The 16,961-nt window shown below is 72.5% G+C and carries 15 protein-coding genes and 1 tRNA gene; 8 read left to right on the forward strand and 8 right to left on the reverse strand.

What is annotated here, in order from left to right; all coding sequences use genetic code 11:
* The first annotated feature begins 9 nt into the window (after positions 1-9).
* From ACZ34W_RS07700 to ACZ34W_RS07715, 4 genes are all read left to right on the forward strand, one after another.
* On the forward strand, positions 10-1,374 hold the full coding sequence (locus tag ACZ34W_RS07700) for an FHA domain-containing protein (protein WP_465602450.1): 1,365 nt from the start codon (positions 10-12) through the stop codon (positions 1,372-1,374).
* Between the two features lie 212 nt (positions 1,375-1,586).
* Positions 1,587-2,504, forward strand: a complete 918-nt coding sequence (locus ACZ34W_RS07705; RefSeq protein ID WP_465602452.1) for an ABC transporter ATP-binding protein — start codon at positions 1,587-1,589, stop codon at positions 2,502-2,504.
* Positions 2,501-3,661, forward strand: a complete 1,161-nt coding sequence (locus ACZ34W_RS07710) for an ABC transporter permease (RefSeq protein WP_465602454.1) — start codon at positions 2,501-2,503, stop codon at positions 3,659-3,661. The genes ACZ34W_RS07705 and ACZ34W_RS07710 overlap by 4 nt, the downstream gene beginning before the upstream one ends.
* Before the next feature lie 92 nt (positions 3,662-3,753).
* Positions 3,754-4,158, forward strand: a complete 405-nt coding sequence (locus ACZ34W_RS07715) for a globin (protein WP_329489928.1) — start codon at positions 3,754-3,756, stop codon at positions 4,156-4,158.
* Between the two features lie 110 nt (positions 4,159-4,268).
* On the opposite strand, the gene ACZ34W_RS07720 is transcribed toward ACZ34W_RS07715, so the two are convergent.
* The 5 genes from ACZ34W_RS07720 to ACZ34W_RS07740 all read right to left on the reverse strand — a co-directional run bounded on the left by ACZ34W_RS07720 (position 4,269) and on the right by ACZ34W_RS07740 (position 9,931).
* Entirely contained in the window at positions 4,269-4,964 is a 696-nt protein-coding gene (locus ACZ34W_RS07720) for a DUF8185 domain-containing protein (protein WP_329489927.1), read from the reverse strand.
* 55 nt (positions 4,965-5,019) lie between these two features.
* A complete protein-coding gene (locus ACZ34W_RS07725; protein WP_465602456.1) occupies positions 5,020-5,499 on the reverse strand; it encodes an acyl-CoA thioesterase in 480 nt (159 codons plus the stop codon).
* 113 nt (positions 5,500-5,612) lie between these two features.
* Positions 5,613-7,277: an energy-dependent translational throttle protein EttA gene (ettA, locus tag ACZ34W_RS07730; protein ID WP_352293832.1), complete on the reverse strand. Its 1,665-nt coding sequence runs from the start codon at positions 7,275-7,277 to the stop codon at positions 5,613-5,615.
* 290 nt (positions 7,278-7,567) lie between these two features.
* Positions 7,568-9,031 carry a Cys-Gln thioester bond-forming surface protein gene (locus ACZ34W_RS07735; protein ID WP_359810464.1) on the reverse strand — a complete coding sequence of 488 codons (1,464 nt, stop codon included), beginning with the start codon at positions 9,029-9,031 and terminating at the stop codon, positions 7,568-7,570.
* Positions 9,032-9,379: 348 nt separating this feature from the next.
* Positions 9,380-9,931 (reverse strand): single-stranded DNA-binding protein, encoded by a 552-nt coding sequence (locus ACZ34W_RS07740; protein ID WP_465602459.1) that lies wholly within the window; start codon positions 9,929-9,931, stop codon positions 9,380-9,382.
* Between the two features lie 635 nt (positions 9,932-10,566).
* Here ACZ34W_RS07740 and ACZ34W_RS07745 point away from each other — a divergent pair.
* A tRNA-Arg gene (locus ACZ34W_RS07745) sits at positions 10,567-10,639 on the forward strand.
* Positions 10,640-10,927: 288 nt separating this feature from the next.
* Here the strand turns inward: ACZ34W_RS07745 and ACZ34W_RS07750 are convergent.
* On the reverse strand, positions 10,928-11,557 hold the full coding sequence (locus ACZ34W_RS07750; protein WP_329489922.1) for a TetR/AcrR family transcriptional regulator: 630 nt from the start codon (positions 11,555-11,557) through the stop codon (positions 10,928-10,930).
* 95 nt (positions 11,558-11,652) lie between these two features.
* Between ACZ34W_RS07750 and ACZ34W_RS07755 the strand changes: the two genes are divergently transcribed.
* Positions 11,653-12,201 (forward strand): GNAT family N-acetyltransferase, encoded by a 549-nt coding sequence (locus ACZ34W_RS07755; protein ID WP_329489921.1) that lies wholly within the window; start codon positions 11,653-11,655, stop codon positions 12,199-12,201.
* A gap of 94 nt (positions 12,202-12,295) precedes the next feature.
* Here the strand turns inward: ACZ34W_RS07755 and ACZ34W_RS07760 are convergent, their stop codons facing one another.
* On the reverse strand, positions 12,296-13,768 hold the full coding sequence (locus ACZ34W_RS07760) for an MFS transporter (RefSeq protein WP_465602462.1): 1,473 nt from the start codon (positions 13,766-13,768) through the stop codon (positions 12,296-12,298).
* 222 nt (positions 13,769-13,990) lie between these two features.
* Here ACZ34W_RS07760 and ACZ34W_RS07765 point away from each other — a divergent pair, with 222 nt between their 5' ends.
* Entirely contained in the window at positions 13,991-14,689 is a 699-nt protein-coding gene (locus ACZ34W_RS07765; RefSeq protein ID WP_359810450.1) for a TetR/AcrR family transcriptional regulator, read from the forward strand.
* A gap of 89 nt (positions 14,690-14,778) precedes the next feature.
* Positions 14,779-15,588, forward strand: coding sequence for an enoyl-CoA hydratase/isomerase family protein (locus ACZ34W_RS07770; protein ID WP_465602464.1), 810 nt, complete (start codon positions 14,779-14,781; stop codon positions 15,586-15,588).
* A 63-nt stretch (positions 15,589-15,651) separates the two neighbouring features.
* On the opposite strand, the gene ACZ34W_RS07775 is transcribed toward ACZ34W_RS07770, so the two are convergent.
* The gene (locus ACZ34W_RS07775) at positions 15,652-16,875 is read right to left on the reverse strand and encodes an acyl-CoA dehydrogenase family protein (protein WP_329489917.1); all 1,224 of its coding nucleotides are present in this window, start codon (positions 16,873-16,875) and stop codon (positions 15,652-15,654) included.
* Between the last annotated feature and the right edge of the window lie 86 nt (positions 16,876-16,961).

The following is a 16,961-nucleotide window of genomic DNA, read 5'->3' on the forward strand; positions in this document are numbered from 1 at the left end:
GGGGACCTGATGCCGATCTGCCCGAGGGGGCACGAGTCGCAGGCCGAGGACTGGTGCGACTTCTGCGGCTTTCCGATGACACCGCCACCGCCGATCCCGCCGCCGCCCGGCACCCACCCGGGCGCGCCCGGGGCACCGGCGGCGCACGGTGGTCACGGCGGGCACGACGGTTTCGGCGGCCCCGGGGCGCACGGCGGGCAGGGGCACCCCGGCCACGGCGGCGCGCCGTTCGGCGGGCCGGTGCAGCCGCGCCCCGAGCAGCCGGGCGCGGGCGCCGTCCCGCCGGGCGCGCAGGGCTTCCCGGACCTCACCGAAGGCCTGGTGGTCTGCCCGATCTGCCGCAGCCCGCAGACCGGCCGGTTCTGCGAGGAGTGCGGGTACGACTACGACCTCTCCTCGCCCTCGCGGCGCCAGCCCCCGCCGTCCGGCGGGGCACCGGCGGGCGGGCCCGGACCCGACCCGCTGAACATCCCGGCGGCGTACGGCGGCCCCCAGCCGCCGGCCCAGCAGCCGCAGCCGCCGCACGCCCAGCAGCAGCGGCCCGCCTACGGCTACCCGCAGCTCGGCGGCGAGCCGTACCAGGAGGCACGGCACCAGGAGCAGCCCTACCAAGAGGCCGCGTACCAGGAGGCCGCGTACCAGGAGCGCCCCTACCAGGAGGCCCCGTACCAGGAGTCCGGCTACCAGGAGCAGCAGCCCTACCAGGAGCGGCCGCGCGAGGACTCCGGTCCGGTCTACGCCCAGCCCGGTCCGAACGGGCGCGGCGCCGAGTTCGGCACCTCGTTCAACCTGGCCCCGCCGGTCCTGCCGCAGCCGCCGCAGGCCCCGCAGCCGCCGCAGGCTCCGCAGCAGCACCCGCACGGTCAGCAGGTCCCGCAGCCGCCCCAGCCCGCCCCGCAGCCGGAGCAGGCCCAGCAGCAGGCGCACCAGCCGCCGTACCAGGGCGCGCAGCCCGAGCCGGTCCGGACCAACTGGATCGCCGTGGTCTCGGCCGACCGCGACTACTTCACCGACATGATGGCCCGCAGCGGTCCGGAGGCCGCGGGTCTCTTCTTCCCCCCGTACTGCCCCGAGCGGCGCATCCCGCTGACCGGCCGCGGCCAGCTGCGGATCGGCCGGCGCAGCCAGCACCGCGGCACCGTGCCGGAGATCGACCTCTCCGTCCCGCCGGAGGACCCGGGCGCCTCGCACCAGCACGCGCTGCTCGCCGAACAGTCGGACGGCAGCTGGGTGCTGGTCGACCAGGACTCCACCAACGGCACCACGATGAACGGCGGCGCCGAGTCGCTCACCCCGCACACCGCCGTGCCGCTGAACGACGGCGACCGGATCCACATCGGGGCGTGGACCACCATCACCCTGCACCGCGCCTGACCCCGAGGTCGGGCCCCTGACGCCCGGGCCCGGGCGGGAGTCTGCTCCCGCCCGGGCCCCTCGGCGTCCGCCACCGCGCGCAGTGGCCCGTCACCCCGTACACGCACGGTCCGGACCCCTGGTCGGCGGCCCGGCGGCCCGGCAAAATGATCTTCAAATCACGTCCGCCCGGTCTCCCCAGCACACCCCGTGTACCCCTACGCTCAGGCCACATGACTGCAGCTATATCCGCCGACGGAATCCGTCAGCGGTACGGGGATGTGCAGGCCGTCGACGGGGTGTCCCTCACCGTCGAGGTCGGCGAGTTCTACGGGATCCTGGGCCCGAACGGCGCCGGGAAAACGACCACACTGGAGATTCTGGAGGGAATCCGGAAGCCCGACGAGGGCCGGATCGAACTGCTGGGGATGGCGCCCTGGCCGCGCAACGCGAAACTGCTGCCGCGGATCGGCGTGCAGTTCCAGGCTTCGTCCTTCTTCAACAAACTGACGGCGCGGGAGACGATCCGCACCTTCGCCTCCTTCTACGGCGTCGGCCCCAAGCGGGCCGACGCGATGCTGGAGCGGGTGGGCCTCACCGAGTCGGCCGGGGTGATGACCGACAAGATGTCCGGCGGTCAGGCCCAGCGCCTCTCGATCGCCTGCGCGCTGGCCCACGACCCGGAGCTGGTCTTCCTGGACGAGCCGACCACCGGTCTCGACCCGCAGGCCCGCCGCAATCTCTGGGACCTCCTGCGGGACATCAACGCCGAGGGCCGCACGGTCGTGCTGACCACCCACTACCTGGACGAGGCCGAGGTGCTCTGCGACCGCGTCTCGGTGATGGACCACGGCAAGGTCCTGCGCACCGGCGCACCGGCCGCGCTGGTCCGCGAGATCGACGACACGGTGCGGATCAGCGTGGAGTCGGGGCTGCTGACCGTCGAGCGGGTGCGTGACCTGCTCGACGCGACCGGCGCCGAGATCGCCTCGGTCGAGGACGACGGCGTCTCGCTCGCGGTCTCGACCCGCCTGCCGGCCCCGGTGCTCGCCGTGCTGGCCGAGCAGAACGCGCTGCGCGGACTCGAAGTCCGCGGCGCCACCCTGGAGGACGTCTTCCTCCAGCTCACCGGACGGGAGTACCGCGCATGAGCGCCGAACGCACGCGGGACGCGGCCGTTCCGGCCCAGCGCACGCCCGAACCCGCCGGCGCGCCCGCCGGGCAGCCGGAGCGCGAGCGGGTGAGCGCGTTCGCCAGCCTCTCGCGGGTGATGGTGGTCGCCTTCCTCCGGGACCGCACCGCCGTCTTCTTCGTGATCCTCTTCCCCCTGATGTTCCTGCTGCTGTTCGGCACCCTGCTCAAGGGCGCGACCAGCCCGCACGCCAAGGTGGCGCAGGTCGGCGCGGTCCAGGTGCTGGACTCGGTGCAGGGCGACGGCCGGGCCGCGCTGGAGAAGGTCCTCACGATCAGCCGCGGCGACGACGAGGCCGCCGCGCTGGAGAAGGTCCGCAAGGGCGACCTGGACGCGATGATCAAGGAGGGCCCGGACGGCAAGGTGGTGCTGCGCTTCAGCGCCGCCGACCAGGTCCGCGCCGGCTCCGTCCAGGGCATCGTCAACTCGGTCGTCCAGCAGGCCAACCAGGCCGCCAGCGGCAAGCCCGCCGCCTTCGTCCTGGACGCCGGCCAGGTCGAGGACAACTCGCTGAAGCCGATCCAGTTCCTCACCCCCGGCCTGCTCGGCTGGGCGGTGGCCACCGGCGCGGTGTTCGGTGCCTCGCTGACCCTGGTGTCCTGGCGGAAGAAGCAGGTGCTGCGGCGGCTGCGGCTGGCCCCGGTGAGCGCCGGGTCGATCGTGGCCTCCCGGATCGCCGTCTCGGTGCTGACGGCCCTGGTCCAGACCGCCGTCTTCCTCGTCGTCGCCACCATGCCGTTCTTCGGGCTGAAGCTCACCGGCGACTGGTGGCTGATCATCCCGCTGGTGGTCTGCGCCACGATCGCCTTCATGTCGATCGGCCTGCTGGCCGGGTCGCTGGCGAAGACCGAGGAGGCCGCCAACGGCATCTCGCAGATCATCGTGCTGCCGATGTCGTTCCTGTCCGGCTCGTTCTTCCCGACCGATGACATGCCGACCTGGCTGAAGGCCGTCTCCGAGGCGCTGCCGCTCAAGCACCTGGTCACCGCGGCGCAGTCGGTGCTCTCCCGGGGCGGCGGCGTGATGGACGCGCTGCCGACCATGGGCGGGCTGCTGGCGTTCGCCGCCGTGCTCACCGCGATCGCCTGGCGGTTCTTCCGCTGGGAGGACGCCTGAGCCGAACGCTGACGGCGGCGGGGCCGTACGCCCCCGGTCCTGGTCCCCAGGTCCCGGTGTACGGCCCCGCCGCCGTCTGCGACCATGGTCGGGTGAAAGAGATCCGGCGTGGCACGCTCAGCGAGGAGACCTTCTTCGAACAGGTCGGCGGCGAGCCGACCTTCCGGCGACTGGTGCACCGGTTCTACCAGGGCGTCGCGGGGGACGAGTTGCTGCGGCCGATGTACCCCGAAGAGGACCTCGGCCCGGCCGAGGAGCGCCTCACGCTCTTCCTGATGCAGTACTGGGGCGGCCCGCGCACCTACAGCGAGCAGCGCGGGCACCCGCGGCTGCGGATGCGGCACGTGCCGTTCCGGGTCGACCGCGCGGCGCACGACGCCTGGCTGAAGCACATGCGGGCCGCGGTGGACGAGCTGGCGCTGCCGGCCGACGCCGAGCGGCAGCTGTGGGACTACCTCACCTACGCCGCCGCCTCGATGGTCAACACCGAGGGCTGACCCGGGCCCCTTCGCCTGGGGCCCCGCGCCCTGGCCCCGCACATCGGGGTCTAGCGCATCGAGGTCCGGCGCATCCGGTTTCCAGCGCATCCGGTCCGACGCATCGGGGTCTAGCGCATCGGGCTGAGCCCGAGCCCGGCCCCGGGCGCCGCCGCGGTCCGCACCGCCACCGACCCCGCCGGCGCGCTCAACCGCAGCCAGCCACCGGCGCGGTGCACGGTCAGCGGCGCACCCGGCTTGAGGAACCCGATCACATAGGCCGCGTGCGCGGCGCGCAGCGGCAGCTCGGGAAGGGCGCCCACCGGCCGGGACCAGATCTCGTCGGCCAGCCCGTCCAGCACCGCACGGGTCCGGTGGTGCGCCGGGACGGCCTCGCTGCGCTCACGGAACTCCCGCACCCCGGCCATCAGTTCGGGGTACACCTCGGCCACCGGCGGCTCGCCGACCGGGCGCCAGCCGGAGCGCGGCGGCAACAGGCCGGCCCAGGCCGGACCGGTCACGGGCGCGGGCAGCTCCACGGTGTTCCCGGCACTGTCCAGGCCGTCCAGCAACTGCCCCGCCGAGACCGTGCGGTCGGCCGGCCCGACCGGCCCGGCGAGCCGCGCGGTCCGGACCGCCAGCGCGCCGGAGCTCCCCAGCGGCAGCCGGCCGAAGACGGCCAGCACGCCGTCGCCGCCGGCCTGCTTCGCCACCGCCTGCAGGCGCACCGCCGCCGCCCGGTCGAAGCGCAGCAGACGGACCAGGAAGGCGCCCAGGTCGGCGGCCTCCCCGGCGTCGGCGAGGGCGAGGGCGGCGGTGGGGGTCAACGCGCTTCAGCTCGAATCCGTGTATCGGTGATGGGTGGTGGTCCGGGCCGGGGGCTCAGGCCGCCGCGGCGTCCAGGCTGCGTCCGTCCCGGCTGCGCCCGTCCGCGCCGCGGTCGTCGTCCGTGAAGCGGCCCAGGAACTCCCGCTCCACCGGGCTGATCCGGCGCGGGCGGCCCTCGGCCAGGTCGTAGGGGACGACCACGGTGGACGCCCGGACGTACACCGTCTCGGTGCCGTCCTCGGCGGTGTCCTTGATCTCGTACGACACGGTCAGCGAGGCGCCGCCGATCTTGGTGACCCAGGTCTCGATGGTGACCGGCTCGGGCCGGTGCACCAGCGGGCGCTTGTAGTCGATCTCGTGGCGGGCCACCACCGAGCCGCCCGCGAACTCCCCCGCACCGGCCGCGGCGGCCTGGGTGAACATGAAGTCGATCCGGGCCTCCTCCAGGTAGCGCAGGAAGACCACGTTGTTGACGTGCCCGAAGGCGTCCATGTCGGACCAACGCAGCGGACAGGCGTAGATGTGGCGTGCCACGGGTGTTCTCCTCGATGTCCGGTGACCCGCCGGCGGGTGACGGCCGGTGGGCCGCGGCCCGGCAGGCCGCCCCCCCGGGGGGCAGTCTGCCGGGCCGTTGTGACAGCTGGGTGTCAGCCTCGGGTCAGCTTCTTGTAGGTGGCCCGGTGCGGACGGGCCGCGTCGGCGCCCAGCCGCTCGATCTTGTTCTTCTCGTACGACTCGAAGTTGCCCTCGAACCAGAACCACTTGCTCTCGCCCTCGTAGGCGAGGATGTGGGTGGCCACCCGGTCCAGGAACCAGCGGTCGTGGGAGATGACCACGGCGCAGCCGGGGAACTCCAGCAGCGCGTTCTCCAGCGAGGAGAGGGTCTCGACGTCCAGGTCGTTGGTGGGCTCGTCGAGGAGCAGCAGGTTGCCGCCCTGCTTGAGGGTGAGCGCCAGGTTCAGGCGGTTGCGCTCACCGCCGGAGAGCACGCCGGCCGGCTTCTGCTGGTCCGGGCCCTTGAAGCCGAACGCCGAGACGTAGGCGCGGGACGGCATCTCGACCTGGCCGACGTTGATCCAGTCCAGGCCGTCGGAGACGACCTCCCAGAGCGTCTTCTTCGGGTCGATGTTGGCGCGGCTCTGGTCGACGTAGCTGATCTTGACGGTCTCGCCGACCTTGACGGTGCCGGAGTCCGGGGTCTCCATGTCCTGCAGCATCTTGAACAGCGTCGTCTTGCCGGCGCCGTTGGGGCCGATGATGCCGACGATGCCGTTGCGCGGCAGGGTGAAGCTCAGGTCGTCGATCAGGACCTTCTCGCCGAAGGCCTTGTTGAGGTTCTCGACCTCGATGACGATGCTGCCCAGACGCGGGCCCGGCGGGATCTGGATCTCCTCGAAGTCCAGCTTCCGCATCTTGTCGGCCTCGGCCGCCATCTCCTCGTAGCGGGCCAGACGCGCCTTGGACTTCGCCTGACGGCCCTTGGCGTTGGAGCGGACCCACTCCAGCTCCTCGCGGAGCCGCTTGGCGCGCTTGGCGTCCTTCTGGCCCTCGACCTTGAGGCGCGACTGCTTGCTCTCCAGGTAGGTGGAGTAGTTGCCCTCGTAGCCGATCGCGCGGCCGCGGTCGAGCTCCAGGATCCAGCCGGCCACGTTGTCCAGGAAGTACCGGTCGTGGGTGACGGCGACGACGGTGCCGGCGTACTTGGCCAGGTGCTGCTCCAGCCAGTTCACCGACTCGGCGTCCAGGTGGTTGGTGGGCTCGTCGAGCAGCAGCAGGTCGGGGGCCTCCAGCAGCAGCTTGCAGAGCGCCACGCGGCGCTTCTCGCCACCGGAGAGCTTGGTGACCGGCCAGTCGCCGGGCGGGCAGCCCAGCGCGTCCATGGCCTGCTCCAGCTGGGCTTCGAGGTCCCAGGCGTTGGCGTGGTCCAGGTCCTCCTGGAGCTTGCCCATCTCGTCGAGCAGCGCGTCCGAGTAGTCGGTGGCCATCAGCTCGGCGATCTCGTTGAAGCGGTTGAGCTTCCCCTTGATCTCCTTGACGCCGTCCTCGACGTTCTCCAGAACGGTCTTGGTCTCGTCGAGCGGCGGCTCCTGGAGCAGCATGCCGACGGTGAACCCGGGCGAGAGGAAGGCGTCGCCGTTGGACGGCTGCTCCAGGCCGGCCATCATCTTCAGCACGGTGGACTTACCCGCGCCGTTGGGGCCCACGACGCCGATCTTCGCCCCCGGGAGGAAGCTGAGCGTCACGTCGTCAAGGATGACCTTGTCTCCGTGCGCCTTGCGTACCTTGCGCATCGTGTAGATGTATTCCGCCACGTGAGATCGCTCCGGCGTCGTCGGGAGTAATTCGGCTTGCAGCCTTCCATTGTGCCGCACCCGGCCGAGAGCCCGAACCGCCAGCCTTGCCCCACTGGGGTATCCCGCCCCGGACGCCCGCCCCGGCCCCGGCCACCACCGCCCGGCGCGGCCCCGCCGGACGCACCGCGGCCCGGCTCCCCGCAGCGAGTGCGGTGAACCGGGCCGGGTGGTGGGCGCCCGCCCTGCCGGAGCAGGCCGGGCGCCCTTCACTGCGTTCAGTACTACTTCAGTACCGGTGCGGCGCTGCCTCAGGCGGCGCTGCGACCGTGGCGACCGCGACGGCGCAGGACGAAGACCGCGGCACCGCCCGCCACGACCAGGCCACCGGCGACGGCGGCGAGGATCGGGGTGGCGTCGTTACCACCGGTGGCGGCCAGGCCGCCCGTAGTGCCGGGAGCCGGGCTGCTGGCGGCCGGGGCCGGGTGCGCCGAGGAGCTGGACGGAGCGGCGGTCGGCGTACCGGTACCGCTCGGGGTCGGCGTGGCCGTGGCGCTGGTGCCGGCCGACGGGGTGGCGGTCGGCGTGGTCACGCTGGTGACCTTGCAGTCCAGGATGCCCTTGAACTCCTTGGTGAAGCCGTTCGGGCCGGTCACCTTGATGTCGTAGGCGGTGTCCTCGTTGACCTGGACCAGCACGCTCTCCATCTTGCCGGGCTGGACGGTGACCGTCTTGCCCGGCGCGACGGTCACGGAGGCCGCCTCGTCGCCGCCGTTGGCGACGTTGACGCGGACGCCGTTGGAGTCGCACTCGACCTGGGCGTTGCTGTCCAGCAGCGGGCCCTTGCCGGCCTTCCACGCGGCCTTGGCCGCGTCCACCACGCTGAGCTTGGTGGAGCCGGCCAGGATCATGGTCTGGCTGTGCTTCTCGGGGGTGTAGCCCTTGCTCAGGAAGACCCGGCCGTTGGGCACGACGGTCTCGGCCGAGGCCGTCACCGTGGCCGTGCCGTCCGGGGTGCCGGCCGGCACGTCCAGGAACAGCTGGGTGTCCTTGGCGACCGGGCCGGTCAGGCCGGTGACCGGCTTGCCGTCCTTGTCGACCAGCTTCGCCTTGTCCGCGGCGTCGCCGGAGAGCGCGAGCTTCACCTCGGAGGCGCTGGTGTTGATGGTGAACGGACCGAGCTTGTTGCCCGGCTTGCCCGACACCGAGTCCGGCGTGAGGCTCAGCGAGGGCTTGGGCTCGGCCGCGATGCCCTTGTTGGCGTCGCTGACCAGGTAGTCGCGCAGCTTCTTGGCCTGCGCGTCGACCGGGGTGGCGTTCTTGCCGTCGGAGAACTTCCAGATCGCGGCCTGGGTGCCCGCGGCGGCGTCGTCGGCGGTGAGCTGACCGTCCTTGATGCCGGCCGCGTCGGCCAGCTTCTTGAGGTCGGTGACCTGCGGGTAGGAGTTCTCCAGGATCCAACGGATCTTGGCGGCGTCCTGAGCCTTCTCCTTGCGGCCGAGCGAGCTCGACTTCCAGTCCGACTCCTGGTACTCGACCCTGCTCTCGATGTTGACCGGGTGGTCGATGTCGATGCAGTACGTACGAAGCTCGCCGTTGGCCGTCTTGAGGGTGAACAGACCGCCCTGAACGGAGTGACCGCCCTCGATGGCGATCTCCTCGCTCTGCATGGTCGGCTGGATCACCGCCGTGACGCCCGCACCCGGTGCGTCGGCCGCAGCCGCCGCACCGGCTGCGAGCAGGCTCCCGCCCAGCGCTACGCTGGTCGTGAGCATGACAGTGGTTATGCGCGGAAGACTCCGCCCCTGCCTCTGGAACATCTGGGATCCCTCCGGGCCGGGCCATGCCGATGGGCTGCCCGCCTTGCATTGCCGCGCCCCCTGTGGCGCCGCTGCACGTGTGTGAACCAGACGAATCCTATTGAGCCAGGGAGGCGCGCAAACCCCCATGCGAAATCAGGACGATTCCGTATCTGTATCGTTATCAATGCTCCCATCATCCACACAAGCTGACGATCAGCCAGAAACTTCCAATCTTTCACTTAACCGGTCCGATGTTTGCACGCGTGAGCGCAACAACCGTCTCGATCAACATATTTGTCGACAGTTGAGACCGGTCGACGGTCAGACCGAAGAAGCCAGGGCGTCACCCTCCGTTCCCATGCCGTCCACCCGCGCCCCGACCCCGGCGACCGCCAACAGGGGTGCCACCGGCGGGTCGACGGCCGCCCTCCGCGCCTGCAGTGCGTCCGCGATCCAGCCCGGTACCGCCTCGCCCACGGACACCTCCCGACCCTCCGCCGGCTCCGCCCGCGAGGCCGCACCCCACGTGAAGACGGCGGTGCCACGACTGAGGTCGTGCCCGACCGACCGGGCGTCGATCTCGACTCTGCTGCGCCGCGCCTCACCGTCCATCCACTCCCGGACCCTCAACCGCCCGCTCACCACCACCGGATCACCCTTCGACAGCGAGCCGATCAGATGAGCGGCCAGCGCCCGCCAGGCCGTCACCGTCACCCACTGCGTCTCGCCGTCCACCCAGGCCTCCCGCAGCCGGTCGTACCGGCGCTCCGTCGACGCCAGCCGGAAGTTGGCCACCGCCACCCCGTCCGCCGTCCGCGTGCAGCTCACCTCGGTCGCGACATTGCCGATGACCGTCACCTGGGTCTCGTTCACAGAACACGCTCCGTTCTCCCGGATGCACCGTACGGAATCGACCGGTGCGAGTTGAGAGTGCGCTTCCCGGGAAATCCGCACCAGGCAGATCGGAAATCCTGTGGACAAGTCGGCCCTGTGGAAAACCGGTGTCACTCACAGGGGTGAATTTCGGCCCTTTCGGTCCTACTTTCGGCCTGGCTTCTACGGGGCCATGACAACAAACGCCCCGCTTCCCGCCGCCCCCGCGCACCCCCAGGGGTGGCCTGCCCGGCCGTCCGCCCACGTCATCCGACCGAACGAACCCGAATACGGCCCCCCACCCGCGCCGAGGCCGGTAGTTTCTCCGTGCCGAATCCATAACGGGTGGGGCGGCAGCCCCGTAACGACTGCACAACGTCCGGCGCCGAAGCGGGCCAGACCGCTGCACGCACGGCCGTCACCTGCGATTATCGGACCGCTCCACCGAAGCCGACACACCCGCGACGGTGTTGTTACACCCGGCCGAGGTTCTGGACACCCTTATCCTGTCCCCGACAGGGCAAGGCCCCGCCAACCCCCACCCCACCCTCAGGCAGGGGCCGGACAGCGGGCGCCCCGCGCGCTCGTCGCCCGATCCCGGCAACGGTCACGCCCATCAGGGCGCCGTCCGTCCCGCCCCCATAGCTCAGCGGATAGAGCACCCGCCTTCTAAGCGGTAGGTCGCAGGTTCGAATCCTGCTGGGGGCACCGCACCGAATTCCCGCAGGCCACGCCCTCAGCGAGGGCTTTGCCCGGCCGGGCCGCCGGAAAATCCCGTGTACCGAACGCGCATAGCCCGTGACAATGCGTGTCGTGGCGGGGGCGGAAACGACACCGGGGGAAACACCGGTACGAACCGGTCGTACGGCCCGAACGGAAACAACGGGCGAATCAGACAACACCCCCCGGGGCCGCCACGCCGCTCGCCTCCGGTGCCGCGCCGGGGGCGGCAGCCGCGGGCCGTCCCCGGCGCCGCGAGGTCCCGCTCGGCGCCGCTCAACCCTGGCCGGCGGCCGCTCCGGGCAGCCCCGCCAGATAGGCGTCCAGCAGCGCCACCTGCCGCTCGGGCGGGAACTCCGCCGGGGCGAACAGCGCCTGCACCACCAGCCCCAGCGCGAAGGCCTGCGCCCCCGCGGCGAGCTGCCCGGCGTCCACGCCGTCCGGCAGCTCCCCCAGCCGCTGCGCGGCGGCCACCGACTCGGCCAGCAGCGCCCGCGCCCGCCCGTAGCGGGCCGCGTGCGCGGCGGCCAGCTCCGGGTCGGCCAGCGCGACGTCCCAGGAGCCGACCCAGATCCGGTTGCCGGCCGTGCCGGCCCCGTCCAGCGGGAGGATGTCGAGCAGAGCCGCCCGCAGCCTGGGCAGTCCGGCGGGCGGCGGCGGGCTGCCGTCCGCCGGGGCGGTCCGGCGCGGCCGCTGCTGGGAACGCCGGTCCAGTACGTCGAGGGCGTGTGCCACGAGCGCCCGCTTGTTGGGGAAGTAGTGCGTCAACAAACCGGTGGAGGCGCCCATTTCGGCGGCCACCGCACGCAGCGTCAGCCCCTCGAAGCCGCGCGAGGAGAGCACCCGCCAGACCGCCTCGGAGACGTCCTCGCGGCGGGCTTCATGGTCTCCCCGGGCTGGTGTCATAGGCGGTATGGTATCTACCAAACGTTTGTTATGTATGCCGGAACGGCCGGGCCGCGCCCCCGCCCCCCACCCGGCCCCGCCCGAAAGGCCCGCCGATGTTCGCCGTCCCGCTCGCCGACCGTGCCGAACTGCGCCCTCTGGAACCGTGGCAGGCCGCCGAGTTCCTGACCCACATGGACCGCGCCCGCGACCACATGAACCCGTGGATCACCTGGGCCCACCGCTCCACCGACCTGACGTCGGCCCGCGCCACCCTGCAGGGCTACGCCGACCGGCAGGCCGCCGACGCCGGCCGGCTCTACGGCATCTGGCTTGACGGCACGCTGGTCGGCGGCACGATGTTCGTCTCCTTCGACGCCGTCGCCGGGGTCGCCGAGATCGGCGTCTGGACGGAGCCCGCCGGCGAGGGCCGGGGCCTGGTCGGCGCCGCCGTCCGCCACCTGGTCGACTACGCGTTCACCACCCGCGGCCTGCACCGCCTGGAGTGGCACACCAGCCCGACCAACCTCCGCAGCCGCTCGCTCGCGCAGCGGCTGGGCATGCGGCTGGACGGTGTCCTGCGGGAGTCGTACCTGGTCAACGGCGTCCACCAGGACTCCGAGATCTGGTCGCTGCTCGCCCACGAGTGGCAGCCGACCGGCTGACGGCGGCGCACGGCGCGGGGCCCGGTGGACGGTCGTCCACCGGGCCCCGCGCCGCACCACTCCCGCGCCGCACCGCTCCTACCCCGTACCCCGCTCAGGCGGCCAGCGCCTGCCCCTGCGCCACCGGCTCGGGCACCGGGCGCGGCCGCAGCCGCAGGGCCAGGACGAGGACCAGCGCCATCACCCCGGCCGCCGAGAGGAACACCACGTCCACCGCGCCGATGAAGCTGTGCACCGCGTGCGTCCTGGCGGCGCCGGTCAGCCGGCCCACCGCACCGAGCGCGGGACCGGGCTCGCCGCTGTCGAAGACCCGGGCCAGCACGGTGCCGAAGAGCGCGGCGCCCAGCGCGCTGCCGAGCGTCTGGAAGAACCGGACACCGGTGGTGGCGACACCCAGCTGGTGGGCCGGAGCGGCCTCCTGGACGACGGTGATGAGGCGGCCGATCAACTGGCCGAGGCCGAGGCCCAGCAGGACGAGCTCGGCCCGCACCAGCCAAAGCGAGGTGTCCGGGCCGCTCAGCCCGAGCAGCAGCAGGGCCACCGTGGCGCAGGCGGCGCCGGAGGCCAGGATCGCCCGGACCGACCAGCCCCGTGCGGCGAACCGGTTGGCCGCGAGACCGACCGCCGTCATGCCGAGCGCCATCGGGATCAGATAGAGGCTGGCGGAGGTCGCGGCGACCCCGCGGGCCACCTGCAGGTACAGCATCACGTACATGATCGCGCCCATCAGGCCCATTCCGACCAGCCCCTGCACCGCGAAGCCGATCCGGATCTCCGGGATGCGGAACAGCGAGAGCGGCAGGACCGGCTCGGCGGCGGTGGCCTGGCGCCACAGGAAGAGGCCGAGGGCCGCGAGGGTGGCGGCGGCCAGACCGAGGATCTCCGGCGACGTCCAGGCGTAGGTCTTGCCGCCCCACTCGGTCACCAGCAGCAGCCCGGTGGCGAACGCGGCCGCCAGGGCGGCGCCCAGGAAGTCCAGGCCGCGCCGGCCGGCCGAACGCGGAAGCTTGAGCACGAGCGCGGAGCCGACCAGGACGAGCAGGCCGAGCGGCAGGTTGATGTAGAAGATCCAGCGCCAGTCGAGGTGGTCCGCCAGGAGCGCGCCGATCAGCGGACCCACGGCCATGCCCGCGCCGCCCACGATGCCGCCGACGCCGCCACCGCCGCCCTTGGCGTCGTCCGGGTCCTTGAGCTGCGCCATCACCACCATCGTCACGCTCATCAGCCCGCCGCCGCCGATGCCCTGGACCGCCCGGAAGGCGATCAGCTCGGTCATCGACTGGGCCGCTCCGCAGAGCGCCGAGCCGAGCAGGAAGACGCCGACCGCCCCCAGCAGCGCCCGCTTGGCACCGTAGAGGTCGCAGAGCTTGCCGTAGAGCGGCAGCAGCGCCGTCGCCGCCAGGGCGAAGGCACTCACCAGCCAGGGCAGTCGGTCGACGCCGTGGACGGGGTCGAGGTCCTGGACGATCGGCACGGTGGCGGCCGACACGATGTTCATGTCGAGCACCGCCAGGACGATCGTGATCAGGCAGAGCAGCATGCCCAGCTTGCGCTGGGGCTCCGTCATCAGAGCTGCTGCCGGCGCGGTGGCGGCCATGGGAAGTCCCCCCGGGGATCGTGGAATTCGGGCATTCGGCTACGGACCGGACCGCACCGGACAGGTGCGGCTCGGCGGCACGCCCTCACCATGGCAGGTATTTTTGACCCGGTCAATTGTTTGCTGGAGTCAATGGTTCGTCACAGTCCATCATTAGGCCCGGTCGATCTTTGATCCTGGTACAGTCATGCCATGGCAGAGCGCAGCACGACCACCGGGCCCGAGGCAGTGGAGGCGGCCGCGGACGCGGCACTGAGCCTGCGCGAGCGCAAGAAGCGCCAGACGGCCCGTCGGATCTGGCACAGCGCGATCGCCCTCTTCGCCGAGCGCGGCTTCGACGAGGTGTCGGTCGCCGAGATCGCCGCGGCGGCCGACGTCTCGAAGATGACCGTCTTCAACTACTTCCCGTCCAAGGAAGACCTGGTCATGAGCCCGATGGAGCGGCACACCGGCGAGGCCGCCGAGGCGGTCCGCGACCGTGCCCCGGGCGTCTCGGCGGTGGCCGCGCTGCGCGCCGGGTTCGCGGCGGGCCTGGAGCGGTTCGACCCGGCCACCGGTCTGAGCGACGACCGCTTCGTGCTCGACGTGATCCGCCTGATCCACCGGACACCGGCACTGACCCTGCGCGCGACCACCGCGTGGGGCCGGGCGGCGAACGAGCTGCTCGCCGCCGAGCTGCTCGCCCAGGACCCGGCCGGCGACCGGCTCCGGGCCCAGGTCGCGGCCGCCCAGCTGATGAGCGTCCGGCTGGCGCTGACCAACGAGAACCACCGCCGGATGCTGGCCGGCGAACGGGCCGCCGACGTGCTGCCGGAGGCCCTGGAGAACGCCCGGCGCAGCTTCGACCTGGCCGAGCACGGCCTCGGCGACTACGGCACCCGGCCCGCCTGACCGTTCGCCGCCCAGCGGCGGACGGTCCGCCCGACGGGGCCGCGGCCGCGCCTGAGAGAGTGTCCGCACCACGAACTCCGGAGGTGCGCATGGACCAGCCGCTGCTCACGCGGGACCGCTCCCCGCTGCCCACCCACGTCGACGGCCTCCACGCCTACACCGGCGGGGACGGCGTCGCGGTGCTGGAGTTCGCCCGGCCGCACCGGCGCAACGCCGTCACCCTGGCGATCTGGCAGGCCCTACCGAAGGTCCTGCTCCGGCTCGCCGAGCAGCCCGGTCTGCGGGCCCTGCTGGTCACCGGCGCGGGCGGCACCTTCAGCGCCGGCGCGGACATCGCCGAACTGTCCGGGATCTACGCCGACCCGGACCGCGCCGACGACTACCACGCCGTCAACGTCGCGGCCGAGGAGGCGCTGGCGGACTTCCCGCATCCGACCGTCGCGGTGGTGCACGGCGCCTGCGTCGGCGGCGGCTGTCAGCTGGCCGTCGCCTGCGACCTGCGGTTCGTCGCCGAGGACGCCCGGCTGGGCATCACCCCGGCCAAGCTCGGGGTGGTCTACCCGGCGGTGCCGACCCTTCGGCTGGCCCGCCTGGTGGGCCCGTCGCGGGCCAAGTACCTGCTCTTCTCCGGCGAGCTGGTGACCGGCCGGGAGTGCCTCACGCTCGGTCTCGCCGACCGGGTCCTGCCGGGCGCCGAACTCGACGCCGGGGCGCTGGAGTTCGCCCGGCTGCTGACCACCCGCTCGTCGCAGACCATCGGCGCGGTCAAGGCCGCGCTGGCCGTCCCGCCGGAGCGGGCCGCCGAGGCGCTGCGCCCCTGGGAGCGCCGCTCCCGGGAGGCCCCGGACGTCCGCGAGGGTCTCGCCGCCTTCCTGGAGGGCCGGCCGCCCCGGTTCTGACCGGCCCGGGCCGGACGGACGCACGGGCGCACCCGCCGGTCGCGCCGCCCGGCCCCGCCGCACTCAGCGGATCGGCATCCCCGAGATCGCCCGGGCGATCACCAGCCGCTGGATCTCGCTGGTGCCCTCGAAGATCGAGTAGATCGCGCTGTCCCGGTGCATCCGCTCGACCGGGTACTCGCGGGTGAAGCCGTTGCCGCCGAGGATCTGCATCGCCTGCGCGGTGACCCACTTGGCGGTCTCGCCCGCGTAGAGCTTGGACATCGAGCCCTCGGCAGCGGTGAACGGCTGGTTGTTCGCCGCCATCCAGGAGGCCCGCCAGACCAGCAGCCGGGCGGCGTCGATCCGGGTCTTCATGTCCGCCAGCTGGAAGGCCACGCCCTGGTTGTCGATGATCGGGCGGCCGAACTGCACCCGGGTCTTCGCGTAGTCCAGCGCCACCTCGTACGCGGCGCGGGCGATGCCGATCGCCTGCGCCCCGACGGCCGGCCGGGAGGCCTCGAAGGTGGCCATCGCCGCGTTGCCCCGGCCGCCGCCGCGCTTGGCCCCCTCGCGGGCCCGGGCCAGCCGCTCGTCCAGCTTCTCCTTGCCACCGAGCAGGCAGTGCCCCGGCAGTCGGACGCCGTCCAGGACCACCTCGGCGGTGTGCGAGGCGCGGATGCCGTGCTTCTTGAACTTCTGCCCCTGGCTCAGCCCGGGTGTGCCCGGCGGCACCACGAAGGAGGCCTGGCCGCGCGCGCCGAGCGCCGGGTCGACGGCGGCCACCACCACGTGGACGGCGGCGATCCCGCCGTTGGTCGCCCAGGTCTTGGTGCCGTTCAGCACCCACTCGTCCTTGGCCTCGTCGTAGACGGCCCGGGTGCGCAGCGCGGACACGTCGGAGCCGGCGTCCGGCTCGGAGGAGCAGAAGGCGGCCACCTTGAGGTCGTCCGGGGTGCCGAACATCTGCGGCGCCCAGGTGCCGATCTGCTCGTCGGTGCCGTTGGCGAGCACGGCGACGGCGGCCAGCGTGGTGCCGACGATCGAGAGGCCGATGCCCGCGTCGCCCCAGAACAGCTCCTCCATGGCGATCGGGATGCCGACGCCGGAGGGGTCGAAGTACTGCTGGGCGTAGAAGTCCAGGGAGTAGATCCCCAGCTTGGCGGCCTCCTGGATGACCGGCCAGGGGGTCTCCTCGCGCTCGTCCCACTCGGCCGCGGCGGGGCGCATCACGTCGGCGGCGAAGCCGTGCAGCCAGTCGCGTACGGCGAGCTGGTCCGCGCCCGGGTCCAGCGAGAACGTGCTCATGATGCCTCCGGTCGAAGGGGCCCCTCGCCGCCCGGCGGGGCGGCGGATGCAAGGGCGGGCAGTGGGGGTGTCGGACAGGTGTTACC

It is taken from the genome of Kitasatospora sp. NPDC022856 (assembly GCF_055561235.1).